The 20,936-nt window shown below is 53.1% G+C and carries 22 protein-coding genes and 3 pseudogenes; 11 read left to right on the plus strand and 14 right to left on the minus strand.

Going from position 1 to position 20,936, the window contains the following annotated elements:
* Position 1 precedes the first annotated feature (1 nt).
* A complete protein-coding gene (locus tag Har1131_RS19315) occupies positions 2-388 on the plus strand; it encodes a hypothetical protein (RefSeq protein WP_151147796.1) in 387 nt (128 codons plus the stop codon).
* 8 nt (positions 389-396) lie between these two features.
* Here the strand turns inward: Har1131_RS19315 and Har1131_RS19320 are convergent, their stop codons facing one another.
* Positions 397-765, minus strand: coding sequence for a hypothetical protein (locus Har1131_RS19320; RefSeq protein WP_151147793.1), 369 nt, complete (start codon positions 763-765; stop codon positions 397-399).
* 106 nt (positions 766-871) lie between these two features.
* Here Har1131_RS19320 and Har1131_RS19325 point away from each other — a divergent pair, with 106 nt between their 5' ends.
* Entirely contained in the window at positions 872-1,312 is a 441-nt protein-coding gene (locus tag Har1131_RS19325; protein WP_058992190.1) for a hypothetical protein, read from the plus strand.
* A gap of 64 nt (positions 1,313-1,376) precedes the next feature.
* Here Har1131_RS19325 and Har1131_RS19330 read toward each other — a convergent pair whose 3' ends face one another.
* Positions 1,377-1,625: a hypothetical protein gene (locus Har1131_RS19330; protein WP_147439962.1), complete on the minus strand. Its 249-nt coding sequence runs from the start codon at positions 1,623-1,625 to the stop codon at positions 1,377-1,379.
* A 129-nt stretch (positions 1,626-1,754) separates the two neighbouring features.
* Between Har1131_RS19330 and Har1131_RS19335 the strand changes: the two genes are divergently transcribed.
* The 4 genes from Har1131_RS19335 to Har1131_RS19350 all read left to right on the plus strand — a co-directional run bounded on the left by Har1131_RS19335 (position 1,755) and on the right by Har1131_RS19350 (position 5,314).
* Entirely contained in the window at positions 1,755-2,579 is an 825-nt protein-coding gene (locus Har1131_RS19335; protein ID WP_151147790.1) for an N-6 DNA methylase, read from the plus strand.
* A gap of 63 nt (positions 2,580-2,642) precedes the next feature.
* Positions 2,643-2,906: a hypothetical protein gene (locus Har1131_RS19340; protein WP_151147787.1), complete on the plus strand. Its 264-nt coding sequence runs from the start codon at positions 2,643-2,645 to the stop codon at positions 2,904-2,906.
* Positions 2,907-3,033: 127 nt separating this feature from the next.
* Positions 3,034-3,321: a PadR family transcriptional regulator gene (locus Har1131_RS19345; protein ID WP_008313475.1), complete on the plus strand. Its 288-nt coding sequence runs from the start codon at positions 3,034-3,036 to the stop codon at positions 3,319-3,321.
* A gap of 796 nt (positions 3,322-4,117) precedes the next feature.
* Complete coding sequence (locus Har1131_RS19350; protein ID WP_008313473.1) at positions 4,118-5,314, plus strand: Cdc6/Cdc18 family protein; 1,197 nt, start codon at positions 4,118-4,120, stop codon at positions 5,312-5,314.
* Between the two features lie 146 nt (positions 5,315-5,460).
* On the opposite strand, the pseudogene Har1131_RS19355 reads toward Har1131_RS19350, so the two are convergent.
* The 9 genes and pseudogenes from Har1131_RS19355 to Har1131_RS22000 form a co-directional block, all read right to left on the minus strand.
* Positions 5,461-6,482: pseudogene (locus tag Har1131_RS19355) on the minus strand (tyrosine-type recombinase/integrase).
* Positions 6,483-6,846: 364 nt separating this feature from the next.
* Complete coding sequence (locus Har1131_RS19360; protein ID WP_050038584.1) at positions 6,847-8,823, minus strand: hypothetical protein; 1,977 nt, start codon at positions 8,821-8,823, stop codon at positions 6,847-6,849.
* Positions 8,824-9,122: 299 nt separating this feature from the next.
* Positions 9,123-9,294 (minus strand): annotated as a pseudogene (locus tag Har1131_RS22335) (transposase); the annotation flags it as partial.
* A gap of 251 nt (positions 9,295-9,545) precedes the next feature.
* Positions 9,546-10,769, minus strand: a complete 1,224-nt coding sequence (locus tag Har1131_RS19370) for a hypothetical protein (protein WP_151104309.1) — start codon at positions 10,767-10,769, stop codon at positions 9,546-9,548.
* Between the two features lie 1,702 nt (positions 10,770-12,471).
* A pseudogene (locus Har1131_RS19375) lies at positions 12,472-12,834 on the minus strand (transposase); the annotation flags it as partial.
* Positions 12,835-13,012: 178 nt separating this feature from the next.
* Positions 13,013-13,414: a hypothetical protein gene (locus Har1131_RS19380; protein WP_050007892.1), complete on the minus strand. Its 402-nt coding sequence runs from the start codon at positions 13,412-13,414 to the stop codon at positions 13,013-13,015.
* Positions 13,407-14,243 carry a ParA family protein gene (locus Har1131_RS19385; RefSeq protein WP_151148278.1) on the minus strand — a complete coding sequence of 279 codons (837 nt, stop codon included), beginning with the start codon at positions 14,241-14,243 and terminating at the stop codon, positions 13,407-13,409. Before Har1131_RS19385 ends, Har1131_RS19380 begins: the two co-directional genes overlap by 8 nt.
* Positions 14,244-14,535: 292 nt before the next feature.
* Positions 14,536-15,807 (minus strand): RNA-guided endonuclease TnpB family protein, encoded by a 1,272-nt coding sequence (locus Har1131_RS19390; RefSeq protein ID WP_050038586.1) that lies wholly within the window; start codon positions 15,805-15,807, stop codon positions 14,536-14,538.
* Positions 15,791-15,934, minus strand: a complete 144-nt coding sequence (locus Har1131_RS22000; protein ID WP_170095807.1) for a hypothetical protein — start codon at positions 15,932-15,934, stop codon at positions 15,791-15,793. The genes Har1131_RS19390 and Har1131_RS22000 overlap by 17 nt, the downstream gene beginning before the upstream one ends.
* 232 nt (positions 15,935-16,166) lie before the next feature.
* Between Har1131_RS22000 and Har1131_RS19395 the strand changes: the two genes are divergently transcribed.
* On the plus strand, positions 16,167-16,415 hold the full coding sequence (locus tag Har1131_RS19395) for a hypothetical protein (protein ID WP_050007894.1): 249 nt from the start codon (positions 16,167-16,169) through the stop codon (positions 16,413-16,415).
* A 227-nt stretch (positions 16,416-16,642) separates the two neighbouring features.
* On the opposite strand, the gene Har1131_RS19405 is transcribed toward Har1131_RS19395, so the two are convergent.
* A complete protein-coding gene (locus Har1131_RS19405; protein ID WP_079980879.1) occupies positions 16,643-16,969 on the minus strand; it encodes a PadR family transcriptional regulator in 327 nt (108 codons plus the stop codon).
* Between the two features lie 121 nt (positions 16,970-17,090).
* Between Har1131_RS19405 and Har1131_RS19410 the strand changes: the two genes are divergently transcribed.
* From Har1131_RS19410 to Har1131_RS19420, 3 genes are all read left to right on the plus strand, one after another.
* Positions 17,091-17,375, plus strand: a complete 285-nt coding sequence (locus Har1131_RS19410; RefSeq protein ID WP_050007895.1) for a hypothetical protein — start codon at positions 17,091-17,093, stop codon at positions 17,373-17,375.
* A gap of 50 nt (positions 17,376-17,425) precedes the next feature.
* Positions 17,426-18,250 (plus strand): hypothetical protein, encoded by an 825-nt coding sequence (locus tag Har1131_RS19415; RefSeq protein WP_151147781.1) that lies wholly within the window; start codon positions 17,426-17,428, stop codon positions 18,248-18,250.
* A 154-nt stretch (positions 18,251-18,404) separates the two neighbouring features.
* Positions 18,405-19,397 (plus strand): hypothetical protein, encoded by a 993-nt coding sequence (locus tag Har1131_RS19420; RefSeq protein ID WP_050038588.1) that lies wholly within the window; start codon positions 18,405-18,407, stop codon positions 19,395-19,397.
* 45 nt (positions 19,398-19,442) lie between these two features.
* On the opposite strand, the gene Har1131_RS19425 is transcribed toward Har1131_RS19420, so the two are convergent.
* Positions 19,443-19,874 carry a type II toxin-antitoxin system VapC family toxin gene (locus Har1131_RS19425; RefSeq protein WP_050038589.1) on the minus strand — a complete coding sequence of 144 codons (432 nt, stop codon included), beginning with the start codon at positions 19,872-19,874 and terminating at the stop codon, positions 19,443-19,445.
* Positions 19,874-20,122 carry an AbrB/MazE/SpoVT family DNA-binding domain-containing protein gene (locus tag Har1131_RS19430; RefSeq protein ID WP_004966486.1) on the minus strand — a complete coding sequence of 83 codons (249 nt, stop codon included), beginning with the start codon at positions 20,120-20,122 and terminating at the stop codon, positions 19,874-19,876. The genes Har1131_RS19425 and Har1131_RS19430 overlap by 1 nt, the downstream gene beginning before the upstream one ends.
* A gap of 230 nt (positions 20,123-20,352) precedes the next feature.
* Between Har1131_RS19430 and Har1131_RS19435 the strand changes: the two genes are divergently transcribed.
* Positions 20,353-20,934: a hypothetical protein gene (locus tag Har1131_RS19435; RefSeq protein ID WP_151147778.1), complete on the plus strand. Its 582-nt coding sequence runs from the start codon at positions 20,353-20,355 to the stop codon at positions 20,932-20,934.
* The last annotated feature ends 2 nt before the right edge of the window (positions 20,935-20,936 follow it).

Consider the following 20,936-nt stretch of genomic DNA (forward strand, 5'->3'; position numbering starts at 1 on the left):
TATGTCAGTTACTGATACTCCCGAATCGGCGGCACAGCACGACTCTTCGAGTGTTTTTGCGTCGGTCCCAGCGCTACGGTCGCCAACGAAGGTCGCATCGTTTGTCGAACGAGTCCTCGTCGAACTTCGCCATGAAGCCGTGGCTTCTCGGTACGTGACCGATCTAGACCGGGCTGGAGCGACGACAATCTGGTGCCGGGTCGAGCACACGCCGTTGGACGTCGACGCAGAGTACGTCCAGATTCGAGACGACCCACGATTAGGTGTTGATGTCGAGCCGTGTTCGCAGGCGACGGTTCGAGAACGACTGTGCCAGTGTCTTGACCACGACCGGACTGGGCGCGTCGACGTTCGGCCGCTGGCTGATATCTCGATGGGCGACGACTGAGTTGTACTTCAGGTCTGGTCCCGCATTGGCAGGTCAAGATCACCGAGGGCAGCGTGCTGGCGGAGAACGCAGAGATGTGGGCAGACGGTCGTCGCCTGGAAGACCTCGCAGCTGCACCAGCCGGCGTGGATCCCGTTGGGATGCTCGGCGAGCGAGCAATTAACCGGACAGTCGTCGTCGACGGAGACAAGAAACAGGTCCGGGCGACCACCTTTCGTTACGTCGACACTGGCATCGAGGGCGGCGTTCCACGTTGCTGATCGGTCGTCACGAATCTGCCGGAAGTCAAGTTCGCGGGTGCCACTGGGCTGGCGGGATATCCACTGGTCTGGGGCCGAATACTCGCTGGTCGTAGTGGGGGACTCGGCTGTTTTCATGATGAGTCCTCGTACTAACACATATACCCTCAAACAGCAAAAAAGTTGCCATAGAAGCGATACAGAGCGGATTTTGTGTTTCTCTAGTGGCTGAGAGAATCCAACAATGAGTAGTGGATACCGACGAGGGAACACCGGGCCGAAAAAGCTGAAGTGGCGCTGGAAAGATGAGACTGACAATCGGTCGCTGCCCCAATCGTGGGCCGACAACGGTCGCACAGAATCTCCCGAGGAGAACGAAGTGCAGTTGTACGCAATCCAGTGTCGGGCTGGACTCTTGCTTGAGTGGCTGGTCAATACACGAACAGGAAAGCTACTCAGAGGTCCACTGAGTGAGAAACCGGGGCTTCGCGTTCTGTACGTCACCGCTGGTGGTGAGTATGCAGTCCTGAAAGAGTTGGAGGCCCGCGAAATTGACGACAGTTGGAAGCCGCCCAAGCAGTTCGCCAGCATCATCGCGAAGCACCCAGAGGAGGCTGATCCCGTTCCAGACTCCAGCCAGGACTACTACCGACGCTCGGTCGAAGACCTATACGACCCGTCGTAGCCGCTGTAGAACGGTTTCTTTACTCATGACAGCGATTGAAACGACCGTTCAGTGAGCGTGCGTCCTAATCGATTTTATACGGGCTACTGCCTCCAAAGTTGGAAACGTCAGCCCAACCTACTGCATAATTCCAAGCAGCTATAGGGTCTTGCTGATTGTATCTCGTCATGATAGATAACCAGTCTTCCGCCGTATTGTTTGAATTGTGTTTACTGTGGTACTGCCTTGCTCTCTTTGCGATCTTTTCTGCAGTAGACTCATCACACCCCGAATATTTGTCACAAATTTCTGACTTGAAATTTTCAAAATCCATATTTCAGGAACGTCATTGTTGGCTAATAACTCTATTCCCTGTACTGACCAGATCATTCCACGAGTAGAATTCCCAGAGCGGTGCCCTCCGGCAGGCCAGATTTTGTGACTCTCTGGTGGCTGAGAGAGCATGGCTTCGCCACAGATCGACGTCGACGAGATTGTTGCAACGCTTGAGCAAATTCGCCAGCGCGGACACAGCGCCCACACAGTCTTCCGAGACTGGGTCAACCTCATGCTGTTCGCACTGCAGGACCGAGACGATCCGTATCTGAAGATCGTCGACGACTATCGCGAACGCGGCGATATGGACCATCCAGAAGGACGGCGCTCGGTCGACCTCTTCGCCAAGGCGTTCGGCCAGCTTCAAGAACGGATGGCAGCCACCGACGCTGACGTTCTGGGTGCTGTCTACGAGGAATACGGACTGTCCAGCGATGCGTTCGGCCAGCACTTCACGCCCCACTCTATTTGCGAGACGATGGCCGAGAGCGCCGGCGTCGGAGACGAGAGCGATACCGATGATAGACAGACAGTTCTTGATCCAGCCTGTGGGAGCGGTCGAACACTGCTGGTCGCCGGTCGAAAGCAGCCAGACGCGCTGTTTGTCGGGCAAGATAAAGACCCACTGTGTGCTCGAATGACAGCATTGAACTGCTGTTTCCTGAATCTGGACGCCTATATCATACAGGGCGACTCACTGACTGTTGAGTTCCAGCGAGCGTGGCAGACCTCGTACTCTTTGCTGGGAGGGAGCGTTCGCGAGCTAGACGAGAAGAAGGTCGAAGAGCTTCACGAGTGGGTGACCGACGCCTTCGAGAATACGGTCGAGGCGGAGAACCAGCCCAGTCCAACGCAGGGGACAGACACGGGCGCGGAAGACCAAGCATCTCCTGTTGCGACGTCTGTCCCAAGTGAGCAGGCCAGTCTGGATGCGTTCGAGGGCAGCGATTGACGGCTGTTTTGTGTGCCCCAGTCGGGTGCGGGGCGTTCCAGTGAGAGCGTCCCGAGAAGACCCATGTCAAGTGAACCAGATGTAGAGCCAGACACGGCTCCAGACTCAGTCGAAAAGGTCGAACGAACGGACTTTGGATGCAGTATGGAAGCACGGTTGGATCGAGGCACTGACACTCGCGATCAAGACAGAGTGACCATCAAGTCGAAGGGTGAGACTGCTGCGGAGACGATTGCAGAGTTCTACAAGCTCTTGGAAGAGTACGAGCAGGAGATCGGTGGCCGGCTTCGGGATGTTCAGCCAGGGGAAGACGAGGCAGGCGAGTAAGACGGGGATTGACAACCATTTAACATCAGATTTCAGCCGCTTTCGAGACCGGTCCTAGCCATCAATGCGTCTGGATTTTGGTCAATTTCAGTAAACTTAATGGCGCAAAGTTGTTAGTTATCCTGAGATGTTTGACCTCACCGGTTTTCAGCGTGATTTACTGTACGTGGTGTGCGGTCTAGACGGCCCACATGGCCTCGCGATCAAAGAGGAGATGGAGGAATACTACGAGGGAGAAATCCATCACGGGAGGCTATACCCGAACCTTGACACACTTGTCGACAAAGGGCTCGTTGAGAAGGCACAAAAAGACAGACGGACCAACATCTACTCAATCACGCGACGTGGCGAACGAGAGATAGCTGCTCGAAACGAGTGGGAACAACAATACAGAGCGGGTGAGCCTTCTGGATGACTTCCGACTCTGAATGGCCACGCCGCAGTCAAGATTGAGAACGTGGTTCACGCGGTCGTCTCAAAATACGATGAACAGGGTTATAAGGGGTAATTTACAGAGTGTGGCACCAGATTGGAAGACTTTCCAGACGGCGAAATCATCCGCGGTGATCGCAAGGAGGAGAGGGTGTGTGGCGTACTCTATGACACGCTAGTATTAGACTAGTCTGCAGTCGCACCCCTCGTTGCCGCTGTAAACAATCGAGAACAGTTGCCTGTCTCTTATTTTTATGCGAGGTCATGTTTGTACACCCCTCATTGCCGCTGTAAGTGAATCGGTAAAGCAGCCACAGCGTGTTACCATATCAAGTTGATAACTCCGCGTAGCCACTAAATTAGGACAGGCATCATCAGTTTTATTATGATCTATGCTGTTTGGTACCGTACCACGCTTTAGCGTACTAAAATAACGACGCTTTAGCGTCGGTAGCGTGAAATACCGGTTTTCACCCCTTCTACACAGGATCTGTTCAAGCGCGTGTAGATAGCGTGTAGATAGCGTGTAGGTATGCTATCACTCATTATTGTGCCCGCTTTCATCTGGAAACTCATCTCAACTGTTACAGCGGCAACACGGGGTGTGGGAGTACTACTACCTTCTAAATTCATACAGTATCCTGGAGTAGGATATCACCAATAGATGGGAACTGAGCGACTGATATACGACTTTTCAAATATAGCATACCAATCTTACCTGTTTTACAGCGGCAAGGTGGTGGACAATATTAATATGAGGTCCATGAGATTGTGTTGGTATGAATGAGTCTGAGTCGTTCTTCGGCAATCCAGATCCAATCTTTGCTGACAAGGAACTCCTCAGAGTGAGCCACCTTCCGGAGAGTGACCGGATAATCGGACGCGACACTGAACTTCGAAAGCTCGCTAATGCTATCAAAGACGCCCAGCGGGGAGACACCCCGAACAACGTATTGGTTTACGGAAAAACGGGTACGGGCAAAAGCCTGTGTTCAAAGTATATAACTCGCGATCTCACTGAGGCGGCCGCCGACAACGGTGTCAAAATCGGCGTCGCATACGTTGACTGTTTCCAAGAATCAACTGAGACACAGACAGTCCGCACAATTGCTCAAGCACTCAATAGCCCAGAAGAGACAGAAATAACAGTTCCACATACTGGGGTGAGTACCTCGGACTATTACCGCCGTCTCTGGGATATTCTTGATGCACGGCTGGATGTTGGAATCATTATTCTTGACGAAATAGATAAATTAGAAGGTGACAACGTTCTAATGCAACTGTCACGCGCTGCCGAAGCAGGCAAGGTGACAGAAAGTACTCTTGGTGTGATTGGTATCAGTAACAAGATCCGTTACAAAGACTCTCTCAATGAACGAGTCAAATCAAGCCTGTCGGAACGAGACTTCGTTTTCCCACCGTATGATGCGAACCAGCTCCGGGAGATCCTCAAATCTCGTTCCGATGCTTTTCGTGAGGGTGTTCTAGATGAAGATGTTATCCCGAAAGTAGCAGCACTCGCGGCGAAGGAACATGGAGACGCGCGCAAGGCAATCGATATCCTCCGATATGCTGGGGAGATTGCCGACGAACACGACGATGATACAGTAAAAATCGAATATGTTGATGAGGCGCATGACCGTGAAGAGCAGGCTAGACTTTCTGAGCTCATTGCCAAGCAGCCAGAACACTCAAAATACCTGTTACAGTCGCTTGCGTTACAAGTACAGGATACGTCAGGTAAGAATCCTCCAATCCCAACGAAAAGCGTCTATTCGGTGTATGAACGCCTGTGTGAGAGCAATGGAGTTGATCCACTGAAAGTGCGACGTGTTCGGGATCTACTCTCCGAACTTGCGTTTCTCTCGCTCGTTGAGCAGGAGCGCAAAGGGCGGGGAAAGGGCAAGGGCGCACACACAGTAAACCAACTTGTTGACGACCCTGAAGTTGTGATTAAAGCGTGCAAGTCAGCGTAAATCGCCCGAGGCCAAGCTCTATTCGCCTTGACCACGAGTGAAAAATCGCGAATGTGACTGAACCCGTAATTGTGATCTGGGGTGACAGGCACGGATCGCACTCCAGAGCCCGAACTACTCAGCACCCTTTGCAGTAGCTGTATCTTTCACTGCTTTCCAATGATATCGTTCGCTTCATCGCGTGTCCGCTTTGCGGCCTCCTGTGCGTAGCCTTTGTGGGTCGTCTCGATAGACTTGTGCCGGAGTACATCTTGCGCCAGCTGTGGATTCTCGCGATAGATCTCCCGCCCGAGGCCACGGCGGGCACCGTGTGGCTTCAGTGGCTCCTCGAACTCGTAGTCGGACCACTCACAGAGTTTGGCGAGGATATCCCGAGCCGACTGCGTTGTGATCGACGGCGTCGGGTCAAGTGCTTTTGCCGCGTTGTCGAGTCTGGGAAACACAGCTTCATTCTCGTCGGGCTCTCGAAGTTGCTTCCAGCGCCGGAGTGGACGGATAGCATCGTCGAGGATCGGCGCAGACTCGCGGGTGCGGTTCTTGCCGAATACTTGCATCGTGCCGGCGTCGAGATCGACGTGACGCCACCGCAGGCCGTTCCGTTCTTCATCATCAGAAACAGCGACCAGTTCTGCACTACGCGCACCGGAGTAGGCGAGGAGGAAGACGAGTGCTTGGTCGCGGTAGGCCGCCGTGCGGTCGACGTCATCGCTTTCGCCGGCGTCGTCGACGCGGGCGGTCGCAGTAGCGCAAATAGCATCGCGGTCGCGTGTCGTCCAGTACTGCTGGTCTGTTTCAGTCTCGTCGGTTGGCAGCGGGCCTTCGGCGTGGTTGGTCTTGGCTGGGTTCGTCGGAATCAGACTCTCGTAGACGGCCCACGTCAGAAACGAGCGGACGTAGGCGAAGTAGCGTCGGGCGGTTTCTGGTGAGATATCGTCTCTGTCGTCGGCCCGGGCGAGGTCACGAGCGTACTGCCGACAAAGGTCGTCGTCGATATCCTCGGGACTGGAGATACCGTGCTGGTCCCGGGACCAAGCTGCGAACTTCCGCAGCACGCTGGCGACGTTCGTTTGGTAGCGCCCGGAGTCGATATCGACTAGTCGTTTCTCGATGGCTTCTTCGAGGGCATCACCCCGGGAGTAGCGTCGTATGCAGGCGGAAGCCGATCCATGCTTCCCGTACAGCGGCGGTCCGGGTAAAACTGGTGGTGCTTAATATTATAATACAAACCTAATCTCAAAACAAGAATTCTCGCGTCTCAGCACCTCTATAGTGCTTAGAATTGAGATACCGATGTTGATAAAGTGCATATCGCTATATCTAATTTCACGGTGGAGGACTCCAAGATAGGCCGGCTGATGCGCGGGATTTCAGACGTTTCAGCGGTTACGGTGGGTCGAAGATAACGCGAAATCGGCGCGTGATGAGTCTGTCAGCCGTGACGTGACAACTGGAGTCGACGACTGCCGGAAATCCTCTCAGGCGGGCCAGCGCTGCCGCTGGCCCGCCGGGCAAACTCCACGGGAATCAGGTGATTATTCTGGTGGTCCGAGGCCAAGATCCTGCTTGGCAATGGTGAGGAACGTTGATGCACGTACGCAGGTCCCCGCTCGCTCGTCGCCGAGCGAGCGTTTCACCAGCACATCGATGAGCCGCCATAGCGAGTACAACAAACAGGCGAAGATGAAATTGAAAAATCGGTAGCTGTGGTCTGTACTGGTTGTTTCTGCCATCATCGACTTGCTCTTCTTGTAGCCATTTTCGATTCCCCACCGGTTGGCGTACTGTCGCGTGAAGCGTGCTATCTTGTGAATTACTGCTGTATCGCTCGCTCTACCGTCTGAAATGTCGATATCCGGATGGTTCGTCTCGAAAACGACGTGTCGTATGCCGTCCTCGGAGACGGCATACGACTCCCTGTAGGCACTTTCCTCCACTGTCTCCAAGAACTCCGTGCCGAGATCCCATTCGGCGGTTTCCTCTTCCGAGATGTCTACGAATCTTTTGAGAAAATCTTCCACTATTTCACGACGAATCCGCTGCTTCTGGGTCTCTCCGTCGGGAGCCGACGGTTCGTCGGCTTCCGACACGTCCTCGGTTTCCTCGGTTGTTCCACCGTCGGGTAACATCTCATCGCTTCTCACGTTGGCTCGTGGAACCCAGAGACGCTTTCGCGGCGGCCGCTGGCCGGCCGCCGCTACGGATTCAATGTGGATCGTGGTATCTTCACGGGCTACCTGCTTTGCTGTGAGCTTTTCCTCACGGTACATTTTCGACGGATTCAGGTAGTAAACGCCGTGCTTTTCGCAAACTTCCTTAATGGCGTCGTGCTGGAACTCACGGTCCATGAGAACAAGATCGATAGTGACCATCTCTGTTGCGTGCGTGAGCAACTTATCGACGATTTCGTCGCGAGCCATTCCTTTGACGACTGGCACTGCATCAAGAACGATTGGGAGGTCGTTACCGACCAGTTGGACGGTCGCGTACTGGTACGCGACCTCCCGATTGTCTTCTTTTGTTCCAATAATCTGTGTCTGTAGCTCCGTTGTATCGCGTTCTCCCCAGAATTTCTTTCCCTCGGTGATGTCGATTGCAACGGTCTGCTTGCCGGTAAGCAGTCCCGCTTGTCTGGCGCGAGCGATGACATTGGTCATCGCCGCGCGGTGGTTTTGGCGGTGCTGTTGGATTGAGAGGTCGCGAATAGAGTTGCGGTGATACGATCCAGTTGGCGTGCGGTCCCGGGTCGAGTCTTCAACAAAGTCGTTAGCACCAGTCTCCGCGTAGAGGTCTTCTCGACAGCCCAGGAACGTGTGTAACTCCAGAAAGGCGTTATCGTGTATCTGGGTCTCGTCGGGCCGGTCGAAATCGACGACCGGCCCGACAAGTGGTTTAGCTGTCTGCCAGATCTGCTTGGTCGTCTCCCGAGCGTGTTTTCGTTGGGAGCTGGCACTGGGTTCCTCGTCTTCTTCAGTGGCTTCGTCAGCCGTAGACATCCGGTCAGCAACATCGACTCGGCGGATCTTGGCAACGCGGACGACCTGTTTGATAGTCGCTCGCAGTTCCTCACGGAACTGCTCGGTAAATCGTTCGTGCCAAGCGTTGTACAGCGTTGACTGGTCGGGGCGAGAATCGACGCCGAGCGCGTCGAGTAGCGACGGCTCGGCGTCAAGGTACTGGCAGAGCGCGGTTTCATGATTCCAGTTATGATAGAGCCGGATCAAGTGAAGTCGGGTGACAAGATCGAAATCGGTCGTATTGGCGTGCCATTGCGGGTACGGATCATCGATTGGCGTGCCGCCAATCGTGATCGGTAACCAGGCCAGAAAGGCCTCAACATCATTGTGTTCATCGTGACCAAACCAGTGCGTTGCGAGGTGGAAGGCGCGTTTGGACAACGGTTTCTGTGACCCATCTTCAGTCTGGAGTCCCCAGACTAGGCGGGCGTGCTTGTCTGATTTCTCGTGAAGCGGTTCGAATGCTTCTGCACGGGTCGTGGCTGTGTGGGCCATCGACTGTCGCGATGGCCCACACGCCACTCAGGCCATTCATAGAGACTAACGATCACAACAATGCGGTCGTTCAGTTCTCCGTGGAATCCCACGCATTGGGATCGCTATTTCGGACTACACCACGGTGGGAAGTTGAGACTACAGCGGGTTTAGCGAGGCTGTAATGCGTGTATTTGGACGATTAAGTGATCGGAAACAGGTTCAGATTTACTCTCAATCACCCGTTCTTGTTGCACTACTAGCTATATTGCCGAATTCCGAAGATGGTCAACAGTGTAGCCACTCGACACCGCGCTACCCCAGATCGAGTACAGGAGGCACGCGAACGCGAAACAGAAGAACCGCAACCCGAAATCCTTCGACGTCGTCGCGGCCATGAATCGCTTTATCGACCTGTACCCGCTCTCAATCTTCTACGATACCGTGTTCGGCAAAATAGGAGCTGCTAGTGTTTGTTAGGAATACCGAATACTACCCGAAAACATCATGCTCAGCGTCTTTTTCTGTCGGTGGAGCAGCATCAAGTGACTGATGGAATTTGCGCAATACTATAACTTCCAACGACGGCATTGAGCGCTCGATGAACGAATTCCAGTTCAGTGTCACTAACTAGACAGTGCTACCAGTGTACATTTGTAAACACTCATATCGCGGAAACGTGGTAAATTCGCAGCAAGCAGATTTCTCAACCACCGGCCCTGTGGGATACTGTAGCTAGAGTGCTATTGCACCGGTTGGTCCAACTTTCTGATAGTGGCGTCAATCTCACTTTTTTCTGTCTTATTGAAATCACCCGGACCTAACCACTCCCCTTTCATTTCTGTCTTCAATAGCGTTTTGCTATCAGCGGGATCTTTTGACAGATGTCCGTAGCCTAGAGAATACAATGACACTGGGACCTTCGTCGCGTCCTTGTTGAAATACTTGTGTGGATATCTATACTTTTGTTTTACATCACGGCCGACTGTTGATTGTTCTGTTCGCTCCACGTAGGGTGTATCTATATCGACACTGAGCCCTGCCGTAGCACCCGGATCGCCGCCACTAGCTCCAACAGAGATGCTCAAACTAGTGTCAACAGACCCTGTTACGTTGCCTTTTGGTTCTCTATCTTTTATTTGTGGGTCGCCTAGGTCAGATTTGGTCCACTTCTGCTTCAGCCAAGATCTGAAGTTGGAGGTCTTGTCTTTCAATTTAATTGTGTCACCAAATCCATAATCAAAATTATCATAGCTCGCTGGAATTTGTTTACCGAGTAAACTTACCAAGTATGCGTCTTCTTCAGCATCAATCTTCCATGCTTCCACCCACGTACTTAGTCTTCCAGCAACTTCGGTTGGGTTAACATCGAAATCATAGCAGAATATTTCATGGTTTATTGTCCCAATTTTAGTAGTTTTCCCCCTAGGCTCAGTTTCACTTGCCCCTTGTTGCTGTATCTTCACGTCACCCTCGTTTGAATGCTTCTTTATAAATTTATCAATAGACTTGTGCGATGGTTTGGGCAAACTGTCTGACTCGGATTGTAGCGTAACTGACTTACTTACGTTTTCAGGTTCGGAAACGATCTTTTCAACTGGCGTTCTATTTTTTATAGCAATAGCATATCCAGTAATTGCTTGGGAAGAATATGTCTTGATATTTCCAAGCATTTTCATATCATCAATCCTGTCTACTTGAGTGCTAACTTTCTCCTTTTCGTTATTATCGTTTTGTTCCTTCTTTTCTTTCGATGAGGCAACCTCGGATTTCTCTACAGCAGTTTGACGCATTTCTCGAATATCTTCATTTTTAATTGGATTATTGCTGTCTCCTTTTTTGTACTCGATAACTGTGGCTGGAGGGTCACTATTTGCACTTACGCCACCACATAATGATAGCGCAGTAGCAGATCCTATAAGCTTCAGAGCGGTTCTTCGGGAGGTTCTTTTTTGCACCACACTCATCACTGTGATATCCAATATTTTAAACTTAATGGTGTGACATGACGTGAGATAATTATTAATCCGGAGAACATAAATAGCAAGAGTTGATATGTGTAGACATGAAAACAATTACAGTCTACGGAATTGCATTGATTGCCTTTGGGATTCTGTTACTCGAATCGGATCTCTCCCAATTCATTGAACCAGGAATGTTTATTGGAATTCTCGGTTTATTTGTGTCGACTGTAGGTGTCATGCTTCAATATCTCTGGGATGGGGTTGAATAGAATCCAAGCTTCTAGATACTATTCCTGGTAGATACTAGAGAGAATTAGTCACGTATAGTTGTAGAAAGTGATTGGATAGGAATCGTGCTGAATAACCTATAGCGTAGAGCATGTCATGAAGTTATCCCAAGCTGATGGGTGCCAACAGCGGTTTCCTCGGATTATCCAGATCACTTTTTTTATTGGTCTTCCGGACCTCCGTGAACACACTGTTGTGATTGAGTATAGCCGGGTGAATTGCTGAAAATATGGGCTGACATATTACTATTTACAAAATTGGGTGCTACTCAGTGGTACAAATAGGGCAAGGATAAGCGAGCGAGGTGCGTTTTTTATACATTGACGAATTCCCGCGTAACGGAAAATTTACCCTTTAGTGGTTAAAATCAAGAGGTGGAACTGCGGTCAGTACCGTGACCGCACCTACAAGACTCTCCCCCTTCCGCTTAGTCAGAATCTGTAATGAGGAGACCGAAGAGCGTCATCTGCACCTACCGAACTTTGACAAAGATAAATAAAGCGCGCCCGAGAGAACTACGTGATATTGGGTGCGCTGAGAGTTGAATCCCCAAAGTACGAAACTTAGGGTCAGTCTTAAACTAAGTCAGGACGAGAAACGATTACACAATCAAGGCTCTAATCCTTATCGCCGTAGTTTTGTTGCTAATGAGTCAAGTGAAACGGGTGAGTTTGCTACAGACCGCCAGTAAATTCGTATGGATGCGGAGAATTCGTGAGAGGAAATAGAGCTACCAGTCAGTGCCACGAAACTCGCTCTTGCCAACCCCTACCTATCTGTTATGTGAACTGAGCTTTAGAAAGTAGGGCAAAGAAATGCCAGCATTAGATAACAAGTGTACAAATATTATTTTGGGTGGATTGGTAACAAGTCTGAAAGTGACATTCTGAGTGTGTCATCTGGAAACTCCACTAGAGTACGAGATCCCGTTATCTCCAATTCAACCAACTACTATAACGATAGTAATCACTTTGAGTGTCGATATCGATATTTTAGACATTAATTAGCTTGGTCCATGTCTGAAATAGTTGTTTTATAGGCCAGCGCGGGGCCAAAATCCACACTTCCGTATTTAGAAGTCCGAGAAGTCTTTAGCTAATGTCGGGGGCTGATCTCGCCTCGGATTAGTTAGAATGCGACGCATAGAGCGTACTCTCTCATCTCTCAAATCCTGATCGATGCAAATCGATGTTCGTTTGTAGCACTTCGATATCACCGAAACGTGTATGGAAAGATGAGACTACAGCGGGTTTAGAGTGGCTGTAATGCGTGTATTTGGACGAATCGTCAAGCGGAAGCCACTCCAAGTTGGCTCTCACCACCATTTTATGTTGAACTAATGACTATATCGCCGAATTTCGAAGATTCTCAAGAGCGTAGTCACTCAGACGCTGCGCGACCACAAATCGAGTTATCCCTACCCGATTCCAGTCTCCTTCTTCAACAACGTTAGTGTGTCATCTGCCGTCACCATCGGCGAGTGTTCGTACTCACCAGTCAATTCGACTTGTACGAGCAGATCCACCGCACGCCAAATCGAGTACAACAGGCACGCAAACGCGAAATAAAAGAATCGGAGTCCGAAGCCTTTCGATGTCATCGCGGCCATGAACCGTTTAATCGATCTGTAGCCGCTCTCGATCTCCCACCGATACCCATACTCAGTGAGGAAGCCACTACCGCGATTGGACATGAACACTGAATACTGGCGGTGGTCGTCATGCTCAGAGTCTTCCTTCCGTCGGTAGATCAGCGTCGTCTCGTGCCATCGTTCTATCCCAGACTACGCCTTCATACTATTCAGGAACTATGTCAAAATTCCACATGCATTGAGAAGGTCGGTCTCAATTTTTATCAGCGGAGGCCACAACTGAGCCTGCCGTCCAACGGTGAGATCCGGCTTTTCTGAGACTGCTGTTGAGATATTGTAGAATAGTATTCTATTTTAAAATAGTGTGCTATTCGTCCGGTTCTGAAAGAGCAGACTCGCGGGCTTGTTCGAACCGTTCGGCCACCTCTTCTACGATATCTTCCTCCACGACGGTTCGCAGAAGTGCATCAGTCATCTCGCGAACGACGATGTTCTGGTAGCCCTGTTGGTTGAGCTCCCGCTCTAATTCGTACTTCAGCCAGGAATCGAAGTCCTCAATCGTAGTCTCACGAGCATAGAAGGGGCGCTGTTTGGCAGCCTCGTAGCTGAACGCAGTATCGGTCATCGGGTCACGGGGCTTGACCGATTCTTGTACAGGGGCCTCCGCGGTTGTCTCCGAATCGGACGCCTCATCCGTCTCTTGTGTTTCGTCATCCGGTTCATCCTCGAGCGTCTCCCCGAGGTCGGCGAACGGGTCGTCCTCAGACATGACGGACCACCTCTCCTGCCTCAACGATGTGTGCCAGCTCGTCGAAACACTTCAACTGGTCACAGTCAGGGTCGAAGTCCAGCAGCGGTTTGCGCTCACCGTAGGCCTTCGTGATGCTCGTACGGTCCCGGATACCCGGTGAAGGTTTGAGGTCACCGGCGTCAACGGCCTCCCAGTCCGTAATCCGCGCGAAGTTCGGGATGCGATCTTGGAGATTATCATGCGAGTTGAGCCGTTCGAGCAACTGTCGATCCTGCGTCTGCTGGTCAATACGGCCGCTCAACATATTCGGAACCAGCGCCAGGACGTCGACGTCCATATGCTGCCGAAGCGGTGAAATCTGTCGTTCGATGGTCCGCTCTAGGCCGGCCATCGCCTCGTTTCCGGGGGCAAGCGGAAGCACTAGATTCGTCGTCGCGACGAGTGCGTTATCCGTGAGTCGGGACCGGTACGCCGGCGAATCCGTGACGATGTAATCGTATGTGTCTCCGAGGAGTGGGTCGACAACTTCTCGCTTGAGCAGTGCAGAGGGTTGGAACACGTCGCCGACGACGATCTCCCGTTCGACCTGTTCTAAGTCCTCGCTGGACGGGAGAATGTCGAACTCGTAGCCAGTATCGTAGACGACAGAGGTCGGATCAGCATCGTCGAAGAAGACGTCGCCGATAGTTTCTTCGGTGTTGTGATACTGGTCGTCAAAGCCTAAACCAACGGACGCGTGGCCGTTCGGATCAAGATCGATGAGGAGCACATCGTGCTCCTGTGCGGCCAGCTGCCGGGCGAGGTTGACAGCAATCGTCGATTTGCCGACACCCCCTTCAGCATACACACCGATACAGCCCGAGAGTTCCCGTCGGTCTGTATCGAATTATATGGGCTATTCGGACTATTCGTTCTATCTATGCTATTCTTACTATTTGAGCCATCCATGCTATTCAGCAGTATCACCTCCTCTCAACTTAAATCTGTGGTGAATAGTGCGAATGATTTTCTATTCTGAAATAGTATTCTATTCTGAAATAGTTAGTGTAGAGTCAGTGAACGTGGCTCAGGAGACGAGCGCCAACGTGACATCCTCCGCGCCGTGAACGGCGCGGCTTCCCACGCATGGGGAATACCAGCTAAGTTTCGCTGTTGCTGGTAGAGGGTACCGACCCGTGGAACGCCGAGAGAGTCATTTGCGAGTGTTTCTCGCTCGTCTCTCGGTGGGTCGCGGTGCTGTCACAGACACTCCCATCCCGAGGCGAGTCATTGCCTGCCGGTTTCAGCGGCACGCTCTCTCCCCACGGGTCAGCCCGGTGTGCAACGTTGATTGCGCCGTTTATATCGCCCTGAAACTTCGTGATGTGGCACCCGTCGTTGGTACACCGGAACGTGGCTTGTGCGGCTCTGTTTCCGATGTGACCGCAAGCGTGGCACGTCTGGCTGGTGTACTCCGGTCGGACGTACTCGACTGGGATACCAGCCTCTCGTGCCTTGTCCTCGACACGGTTCTGTAACCGAGCAAACGCCCACGCATGGAGTCGCCGGTTCATGTACGAACCGTAGTCCAATTCTTCGCGGATGTACGTCAGATTCTCCATCACGAGTACCGGCTTCTCGAACCGGCGGGCATACTCAACAGCCCGCCGAGACGCCTTCTCGACAATATCAGTGAGCGCGTTCTGGTAGTGGTCGAATCGCTCGTCTATCCGCCACTCGGCGGCGTCACGCTCTTGGAGTCGTTTCAGAGTCGTGTGCATCTCCTTGCGAAGATGCTTCGCACGGCTCCCGTCACACACGAACGGGCCAGTTGGTGAACCGTCCTTGAGGGCACAGCCCGTTATCAGGGCGGTTTCACCAATATCCAGACCGATGTGCGTCACGTCGTCGCCGTCTGTCGCGTACTCGGGTTCTTCAACCGGAAATTCGACAGTGACGTGTAGCGTCCACGATGTGCGATTCTGTTGCAGGCGGAGTTGCCCTGCGGATGCGTCCCCGTCTACGAGGTCGTGCCAAAGCCCCTCTTGTTCGGGGTTGATACGAAGCGGTATCCAGAAATTCGTTCCGCGACCGGGTTGCGGTGCCCACCATGTGAACTCATAGTCTCGCGCCGGAGAGTGGTCAAACTCGGCGGCTTGGTTGGTGAGCCGAACCGGGTGGTCATCGTCTAACTCCTGTGCGTCGTAGGTGTCGTGAAGTTGTGGGACGTAGTTGCACAGTGCCGCTTTCGCCTGATACGGCAGGTCGTAGGGCGTCACCACGTCGCTGGTTGCGTTCATCGTGTCGCACCCGGCGTCGAACCCCTCGTGTAGCCCCTCACGGTAGGTGTCGAGCAGGTCACACAGTTTCCGCTCCTTGTGTGCTGTCGGCGGGGCAAGAGTCGCTTCGAGCGTCTTAGTCGCCGTTTTCATCCGTCTCTAACCCTTGTTCGATTAGCTCGCGGTAGGCACGCGGATGGCGGATACCATTCTCACGAGCGTACTCTTTGACCCGCTCGTGTAAGTCGCCACCGCGCTCCATATCTATCTCCGTTCGCACAAGAATTTGTACGTTTCTACCCCACTAAATACTTACGTTGGGTATTCAGCCAGGCAACAGTCACGGAGATTGTGGCAAGAGGCTTACGCGATTCACTCCCGCCCTGCTTAGTCCTCGGTTCCGACAGAGCGTCGGAACACTCGTCCTTCGCGGGAAGGGCGGGATTCTCTCGCTGAATCAAGATAGAGCGAAGTTCAGATTCGATATCCGTCAGTTCCTGGTTTCACTGGGAATGGGTCGTCACCGGGCAGGCGGCGACAGCGGCGGAGCTGAAGCACCAGCGATGGATGCGTCCACAGCGGCGGCCGCAGCTGACACGGCGGACACCGAGCCACAGCCACTGCGACGCCCGTGCCGGGCAACCCTGGAACCGATGCTGGAACCAACGCCGACACCGGGTGATACCAACTGCGAGTTCGGTGAGACGTTCACCGTCGGAGCAGTGACCAGACGATTGGCTTCGCTATCGGTCCCGAAATGAAGCACTTCTACGATGAGCTTCGTGCGAGCGATGGCGTTGACGTCGATCTGGGCAACGAGTTCCGTGACCAGCTAGAGCGGTTGGCGAATCGGCATCCCGAGGTCGCTGACAAGGCCCGACGAAAGTTTGAGATAGATTCAGAATAGGTCTAATTTAAGATTAGTATTAAACTGCCGTTTAGGGCGATGAAAAACCTCTATAGAAGTCGCAGCTACCACTCACACCTTCTATGCGGATAGCTCATCAATCGGAGCCAAGTACTCGTCCTCCCATTCCCGATGGGCTTGAAGATCTCGCACACCACGCCTCGTCAACTGATATTCGTTCTCTCGTCCGTTCTTAGCCTTCTTTTTGATAAGTCCCTTTTCGACTAGATCATCCAGCTGTGGATAGACACGTCCTACTGTGATTTCCTCAGAGTAGTACTCCTGCAGTTCTGCGGTCAATTCTGTCCCCATCGGACTGTCCATACCTGCGATAACGACCATCATATCGCGCTTGAAGCTATTCACATCGTACATCCTGTCAAACCAAATGCCACCTGCGAGAGTCATAATCTTATCCGTTCGCACTTAGCGTAATTCCACTTAATCCCCTTTTCAAACACTGTACTGCTACTTCATCTTATCCACAATGTTCATTTTATCAACCCCTCTTGCGTGGAGGCTCCAAACGATGTCCAATCCAACAGACGACGCATTGCTGACCGAACTCGCAACCCATCAGAATCGAAAGCTCATGCTCTGGCAGCTTGCAGCAGACGGGCGCACGTTTTGCGGCATCCAGTTCATCGTCCAGGAGCGTGACCTGCAGGCCGCACCCGTCGACGAACAAGTCCAAGCCTTCGCCGACGACATGCTCTTGGACAGTGAGATCCGCCCAGAGTACGATTCGATGGCTGACTGGGACGCTCTAGAAGCGAACCACGGTGACACTGCCGACCAGTACCTCTCGACCTGACCCGCCTCAGAGCGATTTTGTGCTGCCTCACTGGCTGGAGGCTTTCCAGTATGTTGCCTACAGCCGAACCACCGTTCGATCCGATCTTCGTCGAGGAACCGCCACTCAGTCCAAACTACGAACAGACGATCATCGACAACGTCGGCTTGCCATTCTACGCCGACGTTGACCGTCCAGACGAAGCGCCTGCTAATGAGCGTGAGCGAACTATCGACCTCGCGGAACGAATCCTGCGCGCCGGCGGCGTCCGAACTGGCTTCGGCCATAACGAGGAAGTCCGGACCTCGATGGAGTCGTGGGCTCCCGATGCCGGTGAAGAGTGCGACGCTGACCCCGGCTACTGGCGCACTCATGTTCTCTTGATGTCTCCTCAGGAGATGAATTTCGGGCAGCTAAACGGCGAACCCGAGCAGAAGCACAAGAAGGCCAAGACCGTGCTTGCGTGGGCCGCCGACTGTATCGACAGCGACGTCCTTCAGGAGATCGAGCGGTCCCAAGCCGAGGACATCAAGCAAGCGTGGCGCGACGCCGCAGAAGCCGAGCTGACTCAGCGCGAAATCGAGCAGTTCGCCGAGGACCCGCCGGAAGCGCTCGATGGGTGGACGAGACTTGACGCCAACCACGACGCTGTCAAGGTCGCATACGTCGCTGACAACCACGGGACGCCATCGGTCGCGGCCGTCTTTGAAGACGCTGACAGCGAGTTGGAGGCGCTTGAGTTTACGCTGGAAGAGTGGCAAGAGAACGACGGCAATCCTCGTGAGGCCCGGCTGAACCGGTACTGCGTCACCACTGACGGCGACGGGGCCTACGCCCAACTTCGGTCGCATCTGCTGACATTCGAGGTCGAGCCGATGGAGCCACTCGAAGTGTAGGCCATTCCTGCGCTGAGCATGGTCACATCCCAGGTTCACCACACCGTGTTTCGAGTGTAAACACTACTGCTGTCTGGTGGTTTTTCACCGGAAATGGTGGTGTGTCTGCACGCGTGAGCAGTAGTCATTTGATGGTGGCAGTACTGGATCGAATATGTCGTTCAGTGTCAACTGGCACACGCTGTTGGAGGAGGCTGATGAACTCCCACCTGATGTAGTGCTGGTGACGCCACTCTCACATACGCCATTCCGGATCAGTGAGACACAGGAACACCGAATCATCGTCGACTACGTGGAAAAGGATGAGACACGACCACTCCAGCGCGAACAGTTCGAAACGCTGTTTCGGCGAGTGCATGACGAACCAAATCAGGAGTTCGCTCTTGACCGATTGCCACCCGACGCCGAACCCTTCGCTACGGTCTGGTCGCTCCATCCACGAATAGAGATTGATGAAGATGCCGGCATCATCCGACAGAGCGACCTCGAAACCACGACACAGATCGCTACGACCGGCGATGAGGATAAAGAAACCGAGCGCACTGAACCGGATCTGCAGGTGTACAGCGACGCACTTCTATTGACTGATGCGCTTGAGCGCCACGACGTCGACACGTTTGGCGATATCGAGACGGATACACTGGTGGACCTGTACACGATGCTGTCGGATGTCCAGCGGAGTGCCAACGACCTTCGGAAAGCGGTCGCTGACGTCATCCTGAGTCGGCTCCATCACGATCAGCCAGTCAGCGGGCAGTTTGGCTCCGTCCAGCGGACCGCACGCCGCCAACGCTCGCTCAAAGATGAGGAGACTGTGCTGAACGCACTGGAGGCTGCCGGGATTGACCGTGAGCGCGTGACGAGTGTTGATCGAGACAAGGTAGACGATGCTCTGGAGGTTACTGAACTGTCTGAGACAGATCTGTACGATATCGAGAGTACCGAGTACGTCCGCAAAGCCGATGTTGACGAGGAGACCAAAGAGACCCGGCTTCAGGGGCTGAAAGATCGCCTTGTCGCCAGCGATGCTGACGATGACGAAGTTCAGCAACTCCAAGACGAGATTGCGGAACTCGAAGACCGCATCGAGGAGTTGACCTCGTTTGACTCCGGGGCGTCCTATCACACGTCTTCAGCGACCGAATAAGCGCTCATTGGTATACTGAGCTTTCCTGTAGTCGGGACAGAGGTGCTACTGCTCAAACGGGTTATCAGGTGTCGTGAGGCGAGTGAGTGAGGAAACACCGTCAAATCCGTCGTCAAAGCTGTAGAGATATTCGATCTCTTCTCGTTGCATCGTTGCGACAATAATGGCATCAGTCAGTGAAAGGGACTCGTAGCGTCGGAACAGCGACCGGCCAGTGTCGAAATCAGATTTTGAACTCTGTCTGAGTGAGAACCCGCTGCTCTCGATGATAGCATCAAGCGTTTCAGTCGCAACATTGTGCCCAGCCCTTGCCTGAAGATAATTGATGACCTCTTCGAGCACGTCACTCAGGATGTACGCTGTCGGGAGGACTCCTTGGTCTACCGCCTGTGTAATTGCTTTGCCACGTTCGTGATTCTGATCGCGAGAGAGACGAGTAGCGATGAGGACGTTTGCGTCGACAACAACCGCGGCCATCAGTAGTCTCCAGCAATGAGATCGTGGTCGTCAGCGGCATCAGTTGGTTCGCCTACGTCGACTGGCTCTAGTTGTGAGAACGCTCCATAGTGTTGCTTGACGAGTTTGATTGAAAGCTTCCCGTCATCGTCGACATGCCAGCGGATTTTGTCACCAGCTTCAACACCAGCCTCTCTCCGTACCGCTGCTGGGACCGTCACAGAATAGCTCTCGTTCACTGTCGTTTCGTCTTCGACTTCGTGGGACATATGTACAGGTTCGGGGTAGTCGCTAAAATAATTTGCCTCTAAATTTGCCGTGGGGTGAGGTCTCTCAGAGACGTGATACCACCATGTGCGGAGGTACACGCTACAGCTGTTTCACTCACTTGAATAGGTGAAGAAACTATATTCAGCGATTGATCTCGTAAGCCGATAGCAATTTTTTGCACCCCCGGTCGGGTGCGGGGCGGTCCAGTGAGAGCGTCCCGACAGTACCCATGGCATCAAAGACCACCAACAGCGATCAGACCGGAGAACAGCAATCAGCATCCAGCGAAGCGCAGTTCCCAGACCTTACAGTCCGCGCCGAGGGGACCGCAGATCGACTTCGGCGCGTGAATGAACCCGGGAAGGCCGATTGTCTCGAAACAGTCGAGGTCGAGCTAGCTGTCGAGTACGATATCGACTCCTCCGACGAGTGGCGCAATCTCGTCGACCCAGACTACGCCATACACGGACGGACCGTTGAGAAGGGCACGATCATCGACGACTTGCTCGACAGACTTGAAGGCCACTACCGCCGGCAGTCGTCCTCTAGATATGAAGCCCCGGACTGGAATCTCACGGTGACCGGCTCGGCGACTGCTTGGCGACGACTCTTGATGGAATTTACCCAGATGCGCGGTTCAGATTCCGACCGTGCCCACAAAGGCACTCTTCGTCTCAAACGGTTGCTCGCCGCAGACCTCGTAGACACAGGCGCAGCGCTGGCTGCCCTCGAACTCATCAACCAGTATGATCTGGACAGGGCCACGGACACGTTCATCGCAGAAGTGACAGACAGCACGGACGGCGAGTAGCC

The organism is Haloarcula sp. CBA1131, from assembly GCF_008728975.1.
In the GTDB taxonomy this organism is placed as follows: domain Archaea; phylum Halobacteriota; class Halobacteria; order Halobacteriales; family Haloarculaceae; genus Haloarcula; species Haloarcula hispanica.

Bases quoted from the DNA above. Each gene is read 5' to 3' on its own strand.
- Har1131_RS19325 (WP_058992190.1), top strand. From the start codon at position 872: ATGAGTAGTGGATACCGACGAGGGAACACCGGGCCGAAAAAGCTGAAG.
- Har1131_RS19335 (WP_151147790.1), top strand. From the start codon at position 1,755: ATGGCTTCGCCACAGATCGACGTCGACGAGATTGTTGCAACGCTTGAG.
- Har1131_RS19430 (WP_004966486.1), bottom strand. From the start codon at position 20,122: ATGTCCCACGAAGTCGAAGACGAAACGACAGTGAACGAGAGCTATTCT.
- Har1131_RS19350 (WP_008313473.1), top strand. From the start codon at position 4,118: ATGAATGAGTCTGAGTCGTTCTTCGGCAATCCAGATCCAATCTTTGCT.
- Har1131_RS19390 (WP_050038586.1), bottom strand. From the start codon at position 15,807: ATGAAAACGGCGACTAAGACGCTCGAAGCGACTCTTGCCCCGCCGACA.
- Har1131_RS19380 (WP_050007892.1), bottom strand. From the start codon at position 13,414: ATGTCTGAGGACGACCCGTTCGCCGACCTCGGGGAGACGCTCGAGGAT.
- Har1131_RS19345 (WP_008313475.1), top strand. From the start codon at position 3,034: ATGTTTGACCTCACCGGTTTTCAGCGTGATTTACTGTACGTGGTGTGC.
- Har1131_RS19435 (WP_151147778.1), top strand. From the start codon at position 20,353: ATGGCATCAAAGACCACCAACAGCGATCAGACCGGAGAACAGCAATCA.
- Har1131_RS19330 (WP_147439962.1), bottom strand. From the start codon at position 1,625: ATGGATTTTGAAAATTTCAAGTCAGAAATTTGTGACAAATATTCGGGG.
- Har1131_RS19340 (WP_151147787.1), top strand. From the start codon at position 2,643: ATGTCAAGTGAACCAGATGTAGAGCCAGACACGGCTCCAGACTCAGTC.
- Har1131_RS19320 (WP_151147793.1), bottom strand. From the start codon at position 765: ATGAAAACAGCCGAGTCCCCCACTACGACCAGCGAGTATTCGGCCCCA.
- Har1131_RS19420 (WP_050038588.1), top strand. From the start codon at position 18,405: ATGTCGTTCAGTGTCAACTGGCACACGCTGTTGGAGGAGGCTGATGAA.
- Har1131_RS19370 (WP_151104309.1), bottom strand. From the start codon at position 10,769: ATGAGTGTGGTGCAAAAAAGAACCTCCCGAAGAACCGCTCTGAAGCTT.
- Har1131_RS19360 (WP_050038584.1), bottom strand. From the start codon at position 8,823: ATGGCCCACACAGCCACGACCCGTGCAGAAGCATTCGAACCGCTTCAC.
- Har1131_RS19315 (WP_151147796.1), top strand. From the start codon at position 2: ATGTCAGTTACTGATACTCCCGAATCGGCGGCACAGCACGACTCTTCG.
- Har1131_RS19425 (WP_050038589.1), bottom strand. From the start codon at position 19,874: ATGGCCGCGGTTGTTGTCGACGCAAACGTCCTCATCGCTACTCGTCTC.
- Har1131_RS19415 (WP_151147781.1), top strand. From the start codon at position 17,426: ATGTTGCCTACAGCCGAACCACCGTTCGATCCGATCTTCGTCGAGGAA.
- Har1131_RS19410 (WP_050007895.1), top strand. From the start codon at position 17,091: ATGTCCAATCCAACAGACGACGCATTGCTGACCGAACTCGCAACCCAT.
- Har1131_RS19395 (WP_050007894.1), top strand. From the start codon at position 16,167: ATGGGTCGTCACCGGGCAGGCGGCGACAGCGGCGGAGCTGAAGCACCA.
- Har1131_RS19405 (WP_079980879.1), bottom strand. From the start codon at position 16,969: ATGACTCTCGCAGGTGGCATTTGGTTTGACAGGATGTACGATGTGAAT.